Origin of the sequence: Chloracidobacterium sp. N, from assembly GCF_018304765.1 — a bacterium.
GTDB lineage: Bacteria > Acidobacteriota > Blastocatellia > Chloracidobacteriales > Chloracidobacteriaceae > Chloracidobacterium > Chloracidobacterium aggregatum.
On sequence record NZ_CP072642.1, the window covers coordinates 898,805 to 915,163 of the forward strand.

At 62.4% G+C, this 16,359-nt stretch carries 10 protein-coding genes and 1 pseudogene; 5 read left to right on the forward strand and 6 right to left on the reverse strand.

Annotated features, from left to right (window positions below; translation table 11 throughout):
- Positions 1-52 precede the first annotated feature (52 nt).
- The 4 genes and pseudogenes from J8C05_RS03800 to J8C05_RS03810 all read right to left on the reverse strand — a co-directional run bounded on the left by J8C05_RS03800 (position 53) and on the right by J8C05_RS03810 (position 4,084).
- Positions 53-1,135 carry a DNA adenine methylase gene (locus J8C05_RS03800; RefSeq protein WP_459543836.1) on the reverse strand — a complete coding sequence of 361 codons (1,083 nt, stop codon included), beginning with the start codon at positions 1,133-1,135 and terminating at the stop codon, positions 53-55.
- An 11-nt stretch (positions 1,136-1,146) separates the two neighbouring features.
- The gene (locus J8C05_RS15760) at positions 1,147-1,377 is read right to left on the reverse strand and encodes a molybdopterin dinucleotide binding domain-containing protein (protein WP_407062876.1); all 231 of its coding nucleotides are present in this window, start codon (positions 1,375-1,377) and stop codon (positions 1,147-1,149) included.
- A gap of 47 nt (positions 1,378-1,424) precedes the next feature.
- Positions 1,425-3,038 (reverse strand): annotated as a pseudogene (locus J8C05_RS03805) (molybdopterin-containing oxidoreductase family protein); the annotation flags it as partial.
- Between the two features lie 53 nt (positions 3,039-3,091).
- Positions 3,092-4,084 carry a quinone oxidoreductase family protein gene (locus tag J8C05_RS03810; protein ID WP_246840742.1) on the reverse strand — a complete coding sequence of 331 codons (993 nt, stop codon included), beginning with the start codon at positions 4,082-4,084 and terminating at the stop codon, positions 3,092-3,094.
- 71 nt (positions 4,085-4,155) lie between these two features.
- On the opposite strand from J8C05_RS03810, the gene J8C05_RS03815 reads away from it, so the two are divergent.
- The 5 genes from J8C05_RS03815 (at position 4,156) to J8C05_RS03835 (ending at position 15,159) form a co-directional block, all read left to right on the forward strand.
- Entirely contained in the window at positions 4,156-7,749 is a 3,594-nt protein-coding gene (locus tag J8C05_RS03815; RefSeq protein WP_211422862.1) for a protein kinase domain-containing protein, read from the forward strand.
- A 12-nt stretch (positions 7,750-7,761) separates the two neighbouring features.
- On the forward strand, positions 7,762-11,514 hold the full coding sequence (locus tag J8C05_RS03820) for a protein kinase domain-containing protein (protein ID WP_211422863.1): 3,753 nt from the start codon (positions 7,762-7,764) through the stop codon (positions 11,512-11,514).
- Between the two features lie 8 nt (positions 11,515-11,522).
- Positions 11,523-12,143, forward strand: coding sequence for a PH domain-containing protein (locus tag J8C05_RS03825; RefSeq protein ID WP_211422864.1), 621 nt, complete (start codon positions 11,523-11,525; stop codon positions 12,141-12,143).
- Positions 12,140-13,657: a PH domain-containing protein gene (locus J8C05_RS03830; protein WP_211422865.1), complete on the forward strand. Its 1,518-nt coding sequence runs from the start codon at positions 12,140-12,142 to the stop codon at positions 13,655-13,657. Before J8C05_RS03825 ends, J8C05_RS03830 begins: the two co-directional genes overlap by 4 nt.
- A gap of 422 nt (positions 13,658-14,079) precedes the next feature.
- Positions 14,080-15,159 carry an NHL repeat-containing protein gene (locus tag J8C05_RS03835; protein ID WP_211422866.1) on the forward strand — a complete coding sequence of 360 codons (1,080 nt, stop codon included), beginning with the start codon at positions 14,080-14,082 and terminating at the stop codon, positions 15,157-15,159.
- Here J8C05_RS03835 and J8C05_RS03840 read toward each other — a convergent pair.
- Together J8C05_RS03840 and J8C05_RS03845 are read right to left on the reverse strand one after the other, a co-directional pair.
- Positions 15,143-15,787: a histidine phosphatase family protein gene (locus J8C05_RS03840; protein WP_211422867.1), complete on the reverse strand. Its 645-nt coding sequence runs from the start codon at positions 15,785-15,787 to the stop codon at positions 15,143-15,145. The two genes, J8C05_RS03835 and J8C05_RS03840, sit on opposite strands and share 17 nt — an antisense overlap.
- 3 nt (positions 15,788-15,790) lie before the next feature.
- Positions 15,791-16,294 (reverse strand): GNAT family N-acetyltransferase, encoded by a 504-nt coding sequence (locus J8C05_RS03845; RefSeq protein ID WP_211422868.1) that lies wholly within the window; start codon positions 16,292-16,294, stop codon positions 15,791-15,793.
- Positions 16,295-16,359: the final 65 nt, after the last annotated feature.

The following is a 16,359-nucleotide window of genomic DNA, read 5'->3' on the forward strand; positions in this document are numbered from 1 at the left end:
CCAAAGTGAATTTGGATGCAGCAGCTTGCTTTGTCAGCCTGCCTGCCAAAGCCTAAATCAGTCTGAGTTGTTCTATTTTCTTTTGCACTATTTGCTCAATTGGAAGCTCATAGTTGGAAATGAAAAGTTCACTTCCTTTTTCCGCCCTGCCCTGTTTGTAGTTGTTCATTCCATACTGCAATTGCCATTCATAGATATTTGCAAAATCAAAATTTTTTCTGATTTCCGGCGAGTCGTCATAAGTTATCAGCCAGGAATGATTGCATTTTTTCATCTCACCAGCAAATTCACTATGGTCAAAGTTTAGATGCAGGATACCATTTTTGCCATACAGCTTTGATTTTGTTGCCTTGAAATAAGGTGGATCAAGAAAGATGAAAACTTCCTTTTCTCCATCGTGCAACAGTTCGCGGTAATCCAGACAGGTAATCCTGACCCCTTCCAAAAGTTTCCCCAGTCTGGCAACGCGCCGGATGGAAGACTCTGTGAACCTTCCAAGAAAAGCCAACCGGGAGTATCCTCCGGATTCAACAACTCCTGAAAAGGTGATCCGGTTCAGAACGAAGAAGCGGACTGCCCTTTCAAGTTCGGACAAACTTTCACTGTTTCTGTTTACCAGTTCGTCAAACAGTTCCTGCCCATCTTTTCTTTCCAATTTGACTTTGAAAATCTCGCTTGCCAATTTTTCAGAGTCCTTCTGTACATATTTCCAGAAAAAGTATAGCTCCGGATTGAGATCATTGATCCAGATGCTTATTTCCGGGCAGGTCTGGCGCAGGTAAATAAAAAATGACCCACCGCCGACAAACGGCTCTCTGTATTCTCTGAAATCCTTTGGCAGGAGATACCTTATTTGCTGGATTGCGCGCGACTTGCCGCCGGGATACCGCAGAGGGCTTTTTAGCATAGTGCGTCGGGAGTGGGATTGTCTCTGTGAAGGGGTGTCCGGTTTGCGCCTTCCATGTGTTCCTGCACCGGGCGCTGGTGGGGCTGCCGGATGAAACCGCCCGTCCATGGGCGTCGTGGGTTGCCATGACGCTTGCCCGCTGCCGCCGGCTGTTGCGTCGGGGCCGTGGTAGTAGAAGGATGTCGCCCGCACTGTCGTGCAGGCACCACCCGGCGCGCGCCCGGCCACAGACCGCAGCTTCAGGTCACTTTTCCTATCCGGCAGGCAAAGCACTTGTAGGCCTGTTGCCCGGACAGGTTGTCGTACTGCGCATCGTCAACCAGGATGTTTGCCGGCGCATAGCGTGGCGTATCCACTTCGTCTCCGACAAGCTGGGCTTCACCAAATGAGTTGGGAATGAAAATGACATCCTCCCGGATGCCTTCCCACAGGAGCACCGTGCCGGTGAGCCGTCCACGCGGGCTTTCCACAGTTCGGCCTGGCGTGAGTCTTGCCGGGCCATCACCTGCGCCAGCTCAATCCAGATTTCCCAGTCGGGCTTGGACATCCCCACCCGTGGAACGACTTGCGCCTGCCACCGGATGGCGCGGTCATCGCGCCGCATGTAAACGGTTTCCATCTCAAAACCGCTGCACACGGGCAGCACCAGATCGGCGTAGTAGGCCGACTCTTCCATGAACAGCCCGGTGTACACATAAAACTCCGGTTGGCGAAAGGCCTCCCGGACCTTGTGGCTGTTGGCGCTGCTCATCAACGGATTGCCGGCTGTCACCACAGCCCGGAGGGGATAGGGCTGGCCGGTCAGAATTGCCTGGGCAAAATAGTCCGGCCCAACGGGAAGGGCCGGCGCTGAAGGCGAAGGCGCCTCGCCGACGGGCGGTGGAAGCTGCAAATCACCCGGCCAGGTGTTGTGCATGAAATTGCACCCGCCACCCGGCACGCCGATGTTGCCCGTAATGGCTGCCAGGAACGTCAGGGCGCGATAGGTGGCAAAGGCGTTGAGTTGGTGCGAAATACCGGCATTGCAGAAGATGGCCGCCGGCCGGGTGGTGGCGTAGCGGTGGGCGAGGTCACGGATGGCGTCAGCCGGAAGCCCGGTCACTTGTGCGGCCCACTGGGGCGTGTAGTCATGGCGGATGAGATGTTGCCTGAGTTCCTCGAAGCCCAGCACCCACCGGCGTACGAAAGGCTTGTCGTACAGTTGCCGGGTGACAATTTCGTGCAGCATGGCCAGAATGAGCGCCAGATCGCTGTGGGGCTTGATGGCGAGCCATTCATCCGCCAGGGCGGCCGTCGGCGTGCGGCGCGGATCGATGACAACCAGCCGCGCCCTGGTTTTTTGCCGGGCACGTAACAGGTAGGAAAATGTCACCGGATGCGTTTCAGCCTGGTTGGTGCCCAGAAACAGCAGGAATCTGGCGCTGCCCAGGTCTTCCTTGCCCGTTGCGCCGTCCACACCATAACCATTGGTGAAGAGGCCCAGTCCGAACGTCCACGACAGGGCATTCCCGCCGGCGTCATTGCACACGGGCCCGACGTCAGTATCGTTGGGGCTACCCAACAGCCTGAAAAAACGATGGATGAGTGAGCCTGTCCCGCGTGGCAGCCGTCCTGACGTGCGGTTGGCGATGGTATGCGCCAGTCCGGCATCCCGCAGGGTCAGGAATCGCCGCGCCATGAGGTCATAGGCTTCGTCCCAGGTGATGGGCTCAAAACGGCTGTCGGGTGAGCCTTTCTCACCAGCCACACGTTTGAGCGGTTGCCGCAGGCGGAAACGGTTGTACACCAGCTCGGCCATGAGCTGTCCCTTGATGCAGATTTCACCGGCTTGCACCGGGTCATCCGGCTCGCCGCGCACTTCGAGGATGCGTCCCTGTTTGAGGGCCACCTGGAGACGGCAGAGCGAATTGCAAAACTGGCACGCGCTGGCCACGACCTGATCGGGTTCAAGGGCTGCCGATTGCCGGGTGTAGTTCTGGGGGCCGGCCGGTGAAGCGTCCGGGGCGGACTGGATGACGCCAGGCTGGATGAAGCCGGCAAGTGGCAGAAACGAATCGAGGCCGGCCATGCCCAGTGAGAACACTGCGCCGCCCTTCAGAAAACCACGCCGCGAGATGGCATCGTCTGACATAAGCCCTACCGGTGCGGGAATGTGTTTTTTGGCCTGTGAGGCCTATTCTGTACTCAAGTTTGTGGTGGTGCGACAAGCAGGAGCTTGCCCATGACGGTACGGCTTTCCAGTCGCTCGTGAGCCGCTGCTGCGGCAGCAAGTGGAAAGGTAGCCGCAATTGGCACTTGAAACGCGCCGTTGGCAACCTGCGCCAGGATGTCCTCAAGGTCAGTCCGCGCCTCCGGGTAGCGCCCGGCCGCCATGAGGTTGCCCAACTGGAAGCCGTAGATGTGGGCATTCTTGGGGTAGAAATCCCGTACGTTGATGAGCGACGGTTCAAGCGTCACATTCGCCAGCGCGGCCACCCGTCCAAAGGGGGCCAGCGCCTTGAGCCCGTCGGCAAAGGTCTGCCCGCCGACCGTATCGAGAAAGGCCGTCACGCCCTTGTTTTCAGTGATGTCCCGGAGGGCTTCAAGGAGGTTGATTTCGGCGTAGTTGACCAGAATGTTCGCGCCGAGACGGGCGGCAAAGGCCAGTTTTTCCGCGCTGCTTGCGGCCGCAATGACCGCTGCGCCGACGTGGCGCGCGATCTGGATAGCGGCTGTCCCGACGCCACTGGCGGCAGCCGGAATGAGCAGCGTGTCATCCGGGCGCAGCCGGATGAGGCGGTGCAGGCAATACCACGCCGTGAGCCAGTTGACGGGCAGCGCCGCGGCCGTCGTCGTGGTGACCACTTCGGGAAGCAAAGCGACTTCATCCTCGTGCACGACGGCTTCCGTCACATAGAGACCCTTCCGGTGGCCAAAAATGACAACCCGACTGCCAACCGGTAGCCGGGCGGCACGTGACTCCACCACCACGCCAGCCGCTTCGAGTCCCGGCCGCGCCGGAGGCTGCGCACCATGGTAAGCTCCGGTGCGGAGCAGGATGTCAGCCCGATTGACGCCAATGGCCTCAATCGCCACACGGATCAAACCGGGTTCAAGGGCTGGGGTTTCTTCCGTAATCAGGTGGAGGACATCAGGGCCGCCAAAAGCTTCAACGATGATGGCTTGCCGTGTGGGCATACGGGTTGGAGATGTACCTTTCGTCAGGTGATGCTGTACTGTGGCTGCAAAGTGTGTGTTCCCGCACAACCATGCCACGGCTGCACCGGATTTGGCTACTCGGTCTGTGGTGCGTGCTGGCCGGGTTTGCCGGGGGGATAAGAGCTGACCCACGTCCTGTAACAGACGTTTCGGACGGGCCGCCGGTACGTCCGTTGACGCGCCTCTTCACCGGGAAAGACGGACTCCCCCAGGTTTCCGCCATGAGCCTGGCGACTGACCGGGAAGGGTATCTCTGGGTGGCGACCCAGGATGGTGCCGCCCGGTTCGACGGACGCACCTGGAAAACCTTTGCCATGCCCAACCGCCAGCGGTCGAACTTCCTGCGGGTGTGCCTGCCCACTGGCGACGGACGCCTGTGGTTCGGACGCCAGGATGGCGGACTCGCCTGCCGCCTGCCCGATGCCACTTGGGAAAACGCGGATGAAACCACCGGGCTTCCGGCCGGTCGGGTCAATTGTCTGCTGGAGCGGACGGAAGGTGAACTCTGGATTGGCACGGAACGCGGGCTGGCCGTCTGGCGGGCAGCGACACGGCGCATCGAAGTCCTGCCGGGTCCGCTTTCCGGCGAGAGGGTGCTCTGCCTGACCAAAACTCCCGACGGCAGCGTGTGGGTTGGCACACCGAAGGGACTGGTTCGGCATGACGGGCGCACCTGGGAAACCATAACCGCCGGCCCAACCGGAAGTGTCTCAGCAGGTTACGTGGACGGGACAGGGGCGCTCTGGGTGGGGGGCAGCGAGGGGCAGCTCTGGCGTTGGGAAAACCGTACCTGGCGGCGCTGGCCGCTGCCAGTCCGCAGCCGCATCACGGCGCTGGCCGAAACGACGCCGCCCCAGGGGGCGCGCCGCCTGTGGGTTGGGACGGATGGCGACGGCTTGCTGTACCTTCTCCCGGACAATCCGCCTGACCTTCAGGCCGTACAGGCGTTCGATGCGGCGTATGGCCTGCCCAACGTCAGTGTCTGGAGCCTGCTCGCCCTGCCGTCCGCCACTCCGGGGCAGCACGTCGGGCTGTGGGTCGGCACGGATGGCGGCCTGCTCCAGGTTTCATTTACCGGCTGGGCCACACTCGACAACATCCCCACCCTCGCCGGTGCGAGTGTCTATGGGATGTGCGCCGTGCGGCGTCCCGATGGCGGAACCAACTACTGGTTCGGGACACGCGGCAACGGACTGGTTGGCTACGCGGATGGGCGCTGGCAGCAGCTCACCGTGGCCGACGGCCTTTCGACCAACACGGTGTTCAGTGTGCATGAAACCTTTGCGGCGCAGACCGGTCGTTCCCTGTGGATTGGAACCCAGGCCGGACTGTTCCGCCGACCGGCCGGGGGGCGGGTCGCGCCGGTGCGTGCCGTGCCCAAACTCGAACGGGCAAGTGTGCGCGGCTTTCTCGAATCGGATGACGGTCTATGGATTGTCACGGCCGGCGCCGGTCTGCTGCGCTTCGAGGCGGAGCGGTGGACGGTTTTCGACACCGCCAGCGGTCTGCCGACCGACAACCTGCACGCCATTTGTGAAAGTGTGTCGCCCGCCGGCGAAAAAAGTCTCTGGGTGGGAATGGAAAACGGCGGACTGGCGCGGCTGGTCAACGGGCAATGGCAGGTGTGGCAGGCGCCGGTGCTGCCCAATAACACGGTCATGACCGTCCAGGTCATGGACTTTTCCGACGGACGGCAGTTTCTGTTTGCCGGGACGGAGGGCGGCGGCCTCGTTACGGCAGAACTCGACGGTGCACCACTGCGCTTTCAGGTCTGGTCGGAGTCCACGACGCCCGGCTTTCCCAACGACACCGTTTATCAGGTGCGCTTCGATGCGCAACGGCGCGCCTATGCACTGACCAACAAGGGCGTGGCGCGACTGACCTACCGGGGAAACGGCAACTTCACGCTTGAAACCTTTGATACCGAAGACGGTTTACCAAGTGGGGAGTTCAACGGCGGCGCTTCGATGGTGGATCCGCTGGGGCGCATCTGGGGTGGAACACCCAACGGCGTGGCGGTGTTCAATCCGGCAGCCGAGGCGCTGGCATTACCACCCCAACCGCCGATGCTTCAGGCAGCAACTGCCGACGCCAATCCCCAAACCTTTGCCGACGGGCTGACGCTGCCCGCTCGTGTGCGCAGTCTGGTCTTTGAAATATCAGCCCCGACGTTTATCGCCGTCTCGCGCCTGCGCTACCGAACCCATCTTGAAGGCTTCGATGAACAGCCAACTGACTGGGGTTCCGAGTCCCAGCGCACCTTCACCAATCTCCGGCCCGGCGAGTACGTCTTCACCGCCTGGGTACGTGACGGATACGGACGCGAGAGCCAGCCCACCCGGATACGTTTTCGGATTGCCACGCCGTGGTGGCTGACGTGGTGGGCGTGGGTGGGGTACGTGGGCTGCGGGTTTGGGGCGGTCTATGCCGGGGTGCGGTGGCGGCTGCGGGCGCTGGAGCGGCGGAACGCGGAACTGGAAGCGAAGGTGGCCGAGCGGACGGCGGCGCTGGCCGCCGCCAAGGCGGAGGTGGAAGCCCAGAATCAGGCGTTGGCGGCGGCCAAGACCGAAGTGGAGCGGAAGAACGCGGCGCTGGACGAGAAGGTGGCGGCGCTGGAGGCGAGCCAGCGGCGCGCCGACCGGATATTTTCGGCGTTGGCGGAGGCGTTGCCGGGGACGGTGCTGGATGGGAAGTACCGGTTGGGGCGGAAGCTTGGGGCTGGCGGGTACGGGGTGGTGTTTGCGGGGGAGCATCTTGGGTTGCAGCGTGGGGTGGCGGTGAAGGTGTTCAAGCCGGTGGCCGGGAATGACAGTGCGGAGGCGCTGGAGCGGTTTCGGCGGGAGGGGTTGCTGGCGGCGCAGATACGGGATCGGCACGTGGTGGAGGTGATGGATGCTGGGGTGTCGGGGGAGGGGATGGCGTATCTGGTGATGGAGTTGCTGGAGGGGTATGCGGTGCGGGAGGAGATGCGGGGTGGGGGATTGGGAGTGGGGCGGGCGTTGCGGGTGTGCGGGGCGGTGTGTCGCGGGTTGGCGGCGGCACACGGGGTGGGGGTGGTGCATCGGGATGTGAAGCCTGAGAACGTGTATGTGGACTGGTCGGGTGGGGAGGAGGTGGTGAAGGTGGTGGATTTCGGGATAGCGACGGTGCTGGAGCGTGGTGGCGGGGGAGGGTTGGAGACGTTGACGGGGACGGGTGCGGTGGTGGGGACACCGGCGTACATTGCGCCGGAGCGGGTGGTAGGGGGTGAGTATGACGGGCGTGCGGATGTGTATGCGGTTGGGGTGATGTTGTACGAGATGGTGTGTGGGGTGTTGCCGTTTGGGGGGCGTGGGGAGAGTGGGATACGGGTGTTGCTGGCGCACGTGCATGATGTGCCAGTGGGGCCTGGGAAGATGGTGGCTGGGCTGGATGAGGAGGTAAGCGGGTATATGCTGCGGCTGCTGGCGAAGGATGCTGGGGAGCGCCCGACGGCGGCGGAGGTGGCGGAGGAACTCGAACGCCTCGCCGACAAGGTGGCCCGTCAGCATCAGGCGCTCTCTGACCGGATAGCAGCCAGCTCAGGTGAAATGAATCGGTTGGTCGAAACGCGGCGGCGGACGACTACGGTCCGGCGTAATCCCGCAACGGATGAACGCTCATAGTCCAGGCACGATATGTTGAGACGGTTTGGGCAGTGTTTGACCTGGCACATCACCCTCTGGCTGGGAGTGGCGCTGGCTGGACTCCCTTTTTCGGCAACGGCCGATGTCCGCAAAGCCTTCCCGGTATTGCGCCCGGCGCTGACGGTCTTCACGGACCGCGAAGGGCTGCCCCAGAACACCGTTGGCGCCATGGCTTGCGATGCCCAAGGGCATCTGTGGGTGGGCACGCAGGATGGGCTGGCGCGCTACGATGGGCGCGGCTGGCAGGTGGTGGTGCTCCCGGCCGAGGCGGCCTCACACAACATCCACGCCTTGCTGCCAGCTTCTGATGGTGCGCTGTGGGTGGGCACGCTCGATGGCCTGCTGCGTCTTCAGCGTGGGCAGTGGACAGTCTTTGGTGCGGGGCAGGCGTCTGAAGCCGGGGGGGTTCCGCTCCGTGAAGTGTACGACCTGCTTGAGGAAGCCACGCCCCAGGGGCAGGTTGTATGGGCCGGCGGCGATGGAGGCGTTGCGCGCTTCGTCAGCGGCCGTTGGGAGCGGGTGCCCATCCGGGCCCAGCTTCCCGAGGTGACTGTGAAATGCCTGGCGCGTACCGTGGATGCCACCGGGCAGGAAGTGCTGTGGATTGGGACGACCAGCCGGGGACTCGTGCGCCAGGTGGGGGAAACGGCGCAGGTGCTGGGGCAGGCGACTGGTATCCCAGGGGAATACATCACCTGCCTGCTTCCGACACAGGATGCGGACGGACAGCCCCAACTCTGGGGTGGGACGCAGGGGGGCGGACTGTTTCTGCTGGATGGGCAGGGCCATGTGCGTCAGCGCCTTACTCCAGACAACACGCCGTTGCCCAACGGGCGGGTGCAGTGCCTGGCCGAGGTCAGGGCCGCCGATGGCCGACGTCACCTGTGGATCGGGACGGATGGCGGGGGCGTGGCCTGCTACACCGGGCAGGACTGGCGGGTCTATGCCACGAAGCAGGGAATACCCTCCGAACGGGTGTTTTCGCTGCTCCCGGAACGCGGCGACATCACGCCCGGTATCTGGATCGGAACCGGGGGCGGAGGGCTGGCGCGCTGTGACCTCGAAGGCTGGCAGTCCATCACCGTCAATGAGGGACTACCCGACCGAAGGGTGTATGCCTTTCTCGAATCGGCCGGACGTGAGGGCAACCGCTGTTTCTGGATTGGCACTTCGGGCGGTCTGCTCCGCGCTGAGAATGGCCAGCTCCGAACCTATACCCGCAAGGATGGACTGCCCGGCGATACGGTACTGAGTCTGGCCGAGTTGCCGGCCTCCAATGGCGGCCCGCCGACAGTCTGGGCGGGCTGCGATGGCGGGTTGGCCAGACTCGTCGGCGACCGCTGGCAAGTCGAACCCACGCCCTGCGATGGGCGGCGCGGAACGGTCTATTTTTCACTCGCCGTTGCCGAAAATGCCGCCGGCCAGCCGGTGCTCTGGGCTTTTACCTACGACGGTGTGCAGTATCTCGAAAACGGACGGTGGCAGCGGTCAGAACTGCCCGAATTCAATGACAGGCACATTCCTTACCGGGTGGAACGCGACCCGGCGCGCCCCGATGTGCTGTGGGGAAGTGTCTATGGCCTGGGTGTGCTGCGCTACGCCGACGGGCAGTGGACGTTGCTTCCCCGACAGGGGCTCTCCACCGACCGTCTGCTGGGCCTCGGTGTGTTCGGGACCGGCGATCAGGCGCAACTCTGGGTGGGAACACAGAGCCAGGGGGTGCTGTTCCGCGACTTGAACCAGCCGCAGTCTGCCTGGAGGCGGTTTTCCACATACAGCCAGCCGGGGCTGCCCAACGATTTCGTCTATGGCGTGCTGATGGATGCCCGTGGGCGACTGTATTTCATGACCAACCGGGGCGTCGCCCAGTGGACGCCGGAGAATGGTCCGGGGCCGAACTACCAGACCCGTGTGTTCTCGATGAACCAGGGGTTGCCGAGCAACGAGTGCAACCAGGGGGCTTTTTACCGTGACAGCGCCGGACGGCTCTGGGTTGGCACGGTCGCCGGAGCGGCTGTCTATGACCCGGCTCTGGAAACGCTCCCACCGGTGCGTTCCGTGGTGCTTGAGCAGACCCGCGTCAACGGCCGTCCGTTTGAGCTGACGGCCGGGCAGCGTCTGCGCCATGCCGAGAACAATCTGGCCTTTGAATACGCCTTGCTGGATTTCAGTGAACCGGACGCCATTCGTTACCAGGTGCAGTTGGAGGGGTATGACCCGGCGCCTTCCGCGTGGACGACCGAAACCAGAGCGGTCTATACCAACGTCCCCTCTGGAACCTACACCTTCCGTGTGTGGGCGCGTGACCCACACGGGCGGGTGATTGCCATGTCCCCGCTGGCGTTTCAGGTGCTTACGCCGTGGTGGCTGACGTGGTGGGCGTGGGTGGGGTACGTGGGCTGCGGGTTTGGGGCGGTCTATGCCGGGGTGCGGTGGCGGCTGCGGGCGCTGGAGCGGCAGAACGCGGAACTGGAAGCGAAGGTGGCCGAGCGGACGGCGGCGCTGGCCGCCGCCAAGGCGGAGGTGGAAGCCCAGAATCAGGCGTTGGCGGCGGCCAAGACCGAAGTGGAGCGGAAGAACGCGGCGCTGGACGAGAAGGTGGCGGCGCTGGAGGCGAGTCAGCGGCGCGCCGACCGGATATTTTCGGCGTTGGCGGAGGCGTTGCCGGGGACGGTGCTGGATGGGAAGTACCGGTTGGGGCGGAAGCTTGGGGCTGGCGGGTACGGGGTGGTGTTTGCGGGGGAGCATCTTGGGTTGCAGCGCGGGGTGGCGGTGAAGGTGTTCAAGCCGGTGGCCGGGAATGACAGTGCGGAGGCGCTGGAGCGGTTTCGGCGGGAGGGGTTGCTGGCGGCGCAGATACGGGATCGGCACGTGGTGGAGGTGATGGATGCTGGGGTATCGGGGGAGGGGATGGCGTATCTGGTGATGGAGTTGCTGGAGGGGTATGCGGTGCGGGAGGAGATGCGGGGTGGGGGATTGGGAGTGGGGCGGGCGTTGCGGGTGTGCGGGGCGGTGTGTCGCGGGTTGGCGGCGGCACACGGGGTGGGGGTGGTGCATCGGGATGTGAAGCCTGAGAACGTGTATGTGGACTGGTCGGGTGGGGAGGAGGTGGTGAAGGTGGTGGATTTCGGGATCGCGACGGTGCTGGAGCGTGGTGGCGGGGGAGGGTTGGAGACGTTGACGGGGACGGGTGCGGTGGTGGGGACACCGGCGTACATTGCGCCGGAGCGGGTGGTAGGGGGTGAGTATGACGGGCGTGCGGATGTGTATGCGGTTGGGGTGATGTTGTACGAGATGGTGTGTGGGGTGTTGCCGTTTGGGGGGCGTGGGGAGAGTGGGATACGGGTGTTGCTGGCGCACGTGCATGATGTGCCAGTGGGGCCTGGGAAGATGGTGGCTGGGCTGGATGAGGAGGTAAGCGGGTATATGCTGCGGCTGCTGGCGAAGGATGCTGGGGAGCGTCCAACGGCAGCAGAGGCGGCAGCGGAGTTGGAGCGTCTTGCTGACAAGGTTGCCGCTGAGGGTGGGGTGGTTCGGTCTGGTTCTTTGGAACGGGAGGTGAGTGTGTCGGACACGATACAGGAGACGTTAGGGGGCAAGGCGGTGGCCGAGGGGGATGCGACGATGGCGACTGCAACGTCGCTCTCACCAAAACCGGCCGCAACGCCGCCTGAGATGCCGTCATCCCTGACGGCCCCAACAGACGGTGCGGACACGTCCGACACGACAGGCCAGCCGCGATGACAGAAAAGATGCCAGAGACAACCATAACGGCGTCGGTATCTGAGGAAGCCTTGGTTTCAGGGGCGACACCGGAGGCGTTTTCGACCCTCGAGCCGGAAGTCATTGCCCTGTGGCGACTCAACGGGGGTATCGAGTGGGCCATCCTGCTGTCCATGACGTTCGTCATCATCACGGTAGGCAGCATCGTGCTGTCTTTGGGAATGTGGTTCTGGGCGTTGCTGGCGGCCTGGGTGCTGGCGCTGGTCGTGGCGATGGTTCAGACCATCTGGTATCCGCCGTTGGCCTATCGCTACTCCGCCTACCGCATTACCGACCGCATCATCGAAGTCCGGCATGGGGTGTGGTTTCGGGAAAGCCGTCTGATACCGCTGTCGCGCATCCAGCATATTGACCTGCGGCAGGGACTTTTTGAGCGGTCGTACGGCCTGGCAACGCTTGTCTTCCACACCGCCGGCATGCATGAGTCGAGTACACCCCTGCCGGGCCTTGCCGCCGGCAAAGCCGCTGCCCTGCGCGACCAGCTCATCGGACAGCTTCACCGCCGGCAGGTGCCCGTTTCTGTGGTGCAGCCCGACACACCGGAAGCTGTCAACAGAGACGCCACGGCCAATGGAGACGCCACGGCATGAGCACCGAAGCCGCCTACCGGCTGCCCTTGGCCGGGCGACTTCATCCCTGGACGCTCGTGTTCGGCCTGTTTGCCGTGGCGCGCCAGATGTTGATTCCGCTGCTCTACTGGGTCGTTTCCGGGTTCAGCGTCTTTGGCACGTTGCTGGTGCTGATGTTTGGCATCCCCAGCCTGCTGCTGGTCGTGGCCCGTTACTGGACCTTCCGCTACCGGGTGGAGGAAGGCGAGCTGATCGTCGAGCAGGGCATCCTGCGCCATCAGGAACGGCACATTCCCCTGGCCAACATTCAGGAAATCCGCCTCGAACAGAACCTCATCCAGCGTCAGTTGGGGATTGCCCGGGCCGACATCGAGACGTCAACCGGAGGTGGCGTCGAAGCCTCGCTGGCGCTGCTTTCCGTTCATGACATTGCCCGTTTGCGCCGGTGTGTGTTCGAGCACCGAGGTGAAGGTGCACCGGACGGAGGCACACCCCGGTCCGAAGCGCCGGCCGTTGCGGAAGTGCCGCTGGTGCGGCTGGGGTGGCCGGAGCTGCTCATTGCCGGGCTGACCTCGAATGGCATTTTCACGCTGTTTCTCATCCTGGGCGCACTGCTCCGGTTTGCCGAGGAATGGCTGCCGGAAGCCGGACGCCGGGCACTGCTCCGGGGGATTGAAGCGACAGTTCGCGCGCTCGGCGGTCAGAGCACGGCGATGATGCTGGCGACGTTGTTCCTGTCCATAACGTTTCTGGTGCTGCTGAGTGTGGCGGCTTCGGGCGTCATGGCGGTAGTGCGTTTTTACGACTTTCAGTTGACCGAACAGGGAACGGCCCTGCGGCGTACCTACGGGCTGCTGACCCGTCACATCAGCAGTCTGTCACCGGCGCGGATTCAGTTGCTGGCCATTGAGCAAACCCCGCTGCGGCGGCTGTTTGGCTGGGCATCGCTGCGGGTGGATGTCGCCGGTGTGGCTTACGAGCGCCAGGAAGAGCAACAGGGGCGGGGGGTGCTGGTGCCGCTGATCCGCCCGGCGGCAGCCGAAGCCCTGCTGGCCCGGTTTATGCCCGGTTGCGTCATGGCGCCGGGTGCGTGGCGCAAGGTGTCGCCGCTGGCGGTTCGGCGCGGCATCCTGCGGCGTTCGGTGTGGCTGGTGGGGCTGACGGCTGCGGCGCTGTGGTGGTGGTCATGGCCGTATGGACTGTGGCCGCTGCTGGTGGGCTTGCCGGTCATCGGGCTGGTGAGCTGGCTGGACTACCGCGCCCGCGCCTATCTTCCCGGTGCACGCTACTGGTTTGTGCGGCAGGGGTGGGCCGGCCACGCCGTGTATGCCGTTCCGGTCAACAACATCCAGGCGGTGGTCGTGGCGCAGACCCCTTTCGATCTGCGGTTGGGCTTGGCCACGCTCATCCTCGACACCGCCGGACAGACGCCGGTCATCATCCGGGACCTCCCGGTTGCCGAAGCATGTGCGCTGGGCCAGCAGGTGGCGCGGCAGGTTGAAGGCACATCAGGGCGACAGGCGGCAGGTTTCTGACTTTCCCCTTTTTGTTGTGATTGTTGCCATGTGGACGCTTTGTGCTTGACAAAGTGTTTTTTTTGCTCTCATGCAATAAACCCTTATGAAGTACAGGAGGCAACCCCCAATGCCATCCAAACGTGCGCTGCTGTCTGCCCTGCTGCTTGCCCTGACTTGGGCAATGCTCCTGCCATCGCCGTCGCGGCACAAAAGGCATGCATCAAAGGCGAGACGGGATCGCCTGAATTCTGGTACTTTGAGGTCCTCCAGCTTTGCCACAACTGTCAATGCTACGTACGAATCTGCTCTGCAGGCCCGGTTGCTTCAGGTGGAATTGCTACTGTTATGCCACATCATTGCGTGTGATTAATTGTTATGAATGCGATGCGTACCCACCGCTTCATCCCTGAGGTCCCAAAACATGTAAGAAGGAGATAGCCATGTTCCGTTTCACCCTGAAGTCTGTCTGTCTTTCCTTTGTTGTTCCCGGTGTGGTTTTGGGTGTCTTCGCGCTGACCCGGCCTGACCTTTGGAGTTCTCACCCGGCCGAGGCATCGGCCTCCACCTTGACCTATGAAGAGTTACATCGGGAGCGGGAAGCTTTTCTGAAGGTAGCCTGCCTGGAAGACATCAGGAAGATTGGCGTGCTGGGCAATACAGCCTCCCTGGATTTCGACACCATCGGGAGAATAAAACTCGATGGTCAGGACAATCTCTATGTTTCGGGAGCGGTTCTGAGCGGGAATGTCAGTGCGCTTGGTCTGAAAAGGATTTCAAAGGGAAGTGGCCAGGTTCAAAACCTCATGGAGGGCCCACTTGCAGAATATATATTGATGGATGCAGATGTCACGAGTCAGGGAGATGTCTATCTGCTTCTTGGCAAGTTCAAGGTTTTTGAGAACTGGATTGCGCATTACACAGCGGATGGGGTGCTGGAATCCGTTGTCCCTCTTCAGGGCTTTCTCGCAGGGTACATTATGGCTGACCAGGATGGAAGTCTGTGGGTCTTTGGTGTAGAAAAGTCACTGACCAGCAGGTTCGCTATGGTGCAGACTTCCGAGATCAGAAACATCGGGCGGGATGGAAAAACCATTGCCACGGTTGTCAAAGACATCCCGACTCACGAGACTCTCGAAGGCCTGTTTGTACGAAACCGGGGCAGAGTCAACTTTGTTTCCAATACCTCTGGAAAGCTTTATGACTTCGACAAGCAAAAGCTTCTGGAAATTTCACCCCTGCCTTTTGAAAAGTATCCGGCGGTTGTCAAACTTATCGTAACTGACACTGTAAATCTGGAAGACGGCACAACCCGCTGGATTGGTCTTCTTGAAGGCCGAAAGGGAAAAATCTTCAGAGGCTTCGTTGCTGTGACTGATGCCAACGGAAAGGTTATCTTTCAGAAGCCCATGCCAGCCGCCCAACCCTACGTCGTCGCCCTTGATGCGGAGGGAAATCTGGTTTTGCGGAACAAGGACCGCCTTGAGCAGTTGGAGAAGTTTGCCTTCAGTGTGAGCCAGTGAGCACCGGGACGAAATTGTGCAGCCGCAGCCGCGGATGCAGCGGCCCAAAGGTAATGACGTTGAGACAGCCGTGGTCCTGTTCGAGTCGGACGAGATACTCATCCGGCAGACCAAGCGCCCAGCCCAGAATGATGCGGTTGACGCCGGAGTGCAGCGCCATCGCAATGGTTGCTCCGGCATGTGCGCTGAGTAACCGCTCGACGGTCGGCAGGACCCGCTGTTTGACTTCCTGAAAACTCTCCCCGTTGGGAAACCGACAGGTGGCCGGATTGGTGCGCCACGCGGCAACCGTTGCCGGAAAGCGCTCCGGCAGATCATCCACCAGGCAACCTTCGAGGTCGCCAAAGTTGATTTCACGTAGGGCGTGCACGGCCGTTGGGCGCAGGTTCTGCCCTTCGGTCAGAATGTCCGCTGTCTGGCGCGAACGCTGAAGGTCGCTGCTGTATATCGCTACCGGTTGCCCATCGCGCAGGTAGGCGCGCAGGTACTCGCGCAGCCGCGCAATCTGCGTCCGGCCCGTCTCCGAAAGCGGCAGGTCCGTCCAGCCATGGCAGCGGGGGGCCGGGCCGTCAATTGTTTCCCCGTGCCGAATCAGAAGCAGGGTCGTGACTGGTGTTTCAGGCAACATGGGTCAGGTTGTACGGATTCCGCCCTCGCGGAGCATCTCGACGTGCGGCAAGCCATCCTCATCGTAGGGTTCGGAAACCGTCCGGTAGCCGAAAGCCCGGTAAAAGCGTTCCAGGTATTGCTGGGCTGAAATCCGGTTGCCCTGTCCCGGATACAGCTCCTCGTGCAGGGTGAGCGCCTGCTGCATGAGCGCCTTGCCAAACCCCTGCCCACGTCCGGCCGCCGGTGTGATCACCCGCCCGATGGATGGCTCGGCATACTTGACGCCCGGCGCAACAAGCCGACAGTAGGCCACCAGTTCGCGTCCCGTCGCCGTCTGTCGCCAGCCCAGGATGTGGTGCGCCTGGCGGTCAATGCCGTCAATGTCCTGATAGATGCACTGCTGCTCAACGACAAATACCGCGGCCCGCGCCTGAAGCAGGGCGTACAGCTCATCCACCGTCAGTTCCGTAAAGTGCGCCGCCCGCCAGATCAGTGCGGGCGCAGAAGAAGAGGTTTCCGCCGTCATAAGTGGAAAACTAGCTTGTCGGCGGATGGGATGCCAGTATAGTCTCTGGTGAGTAAGTGAATACT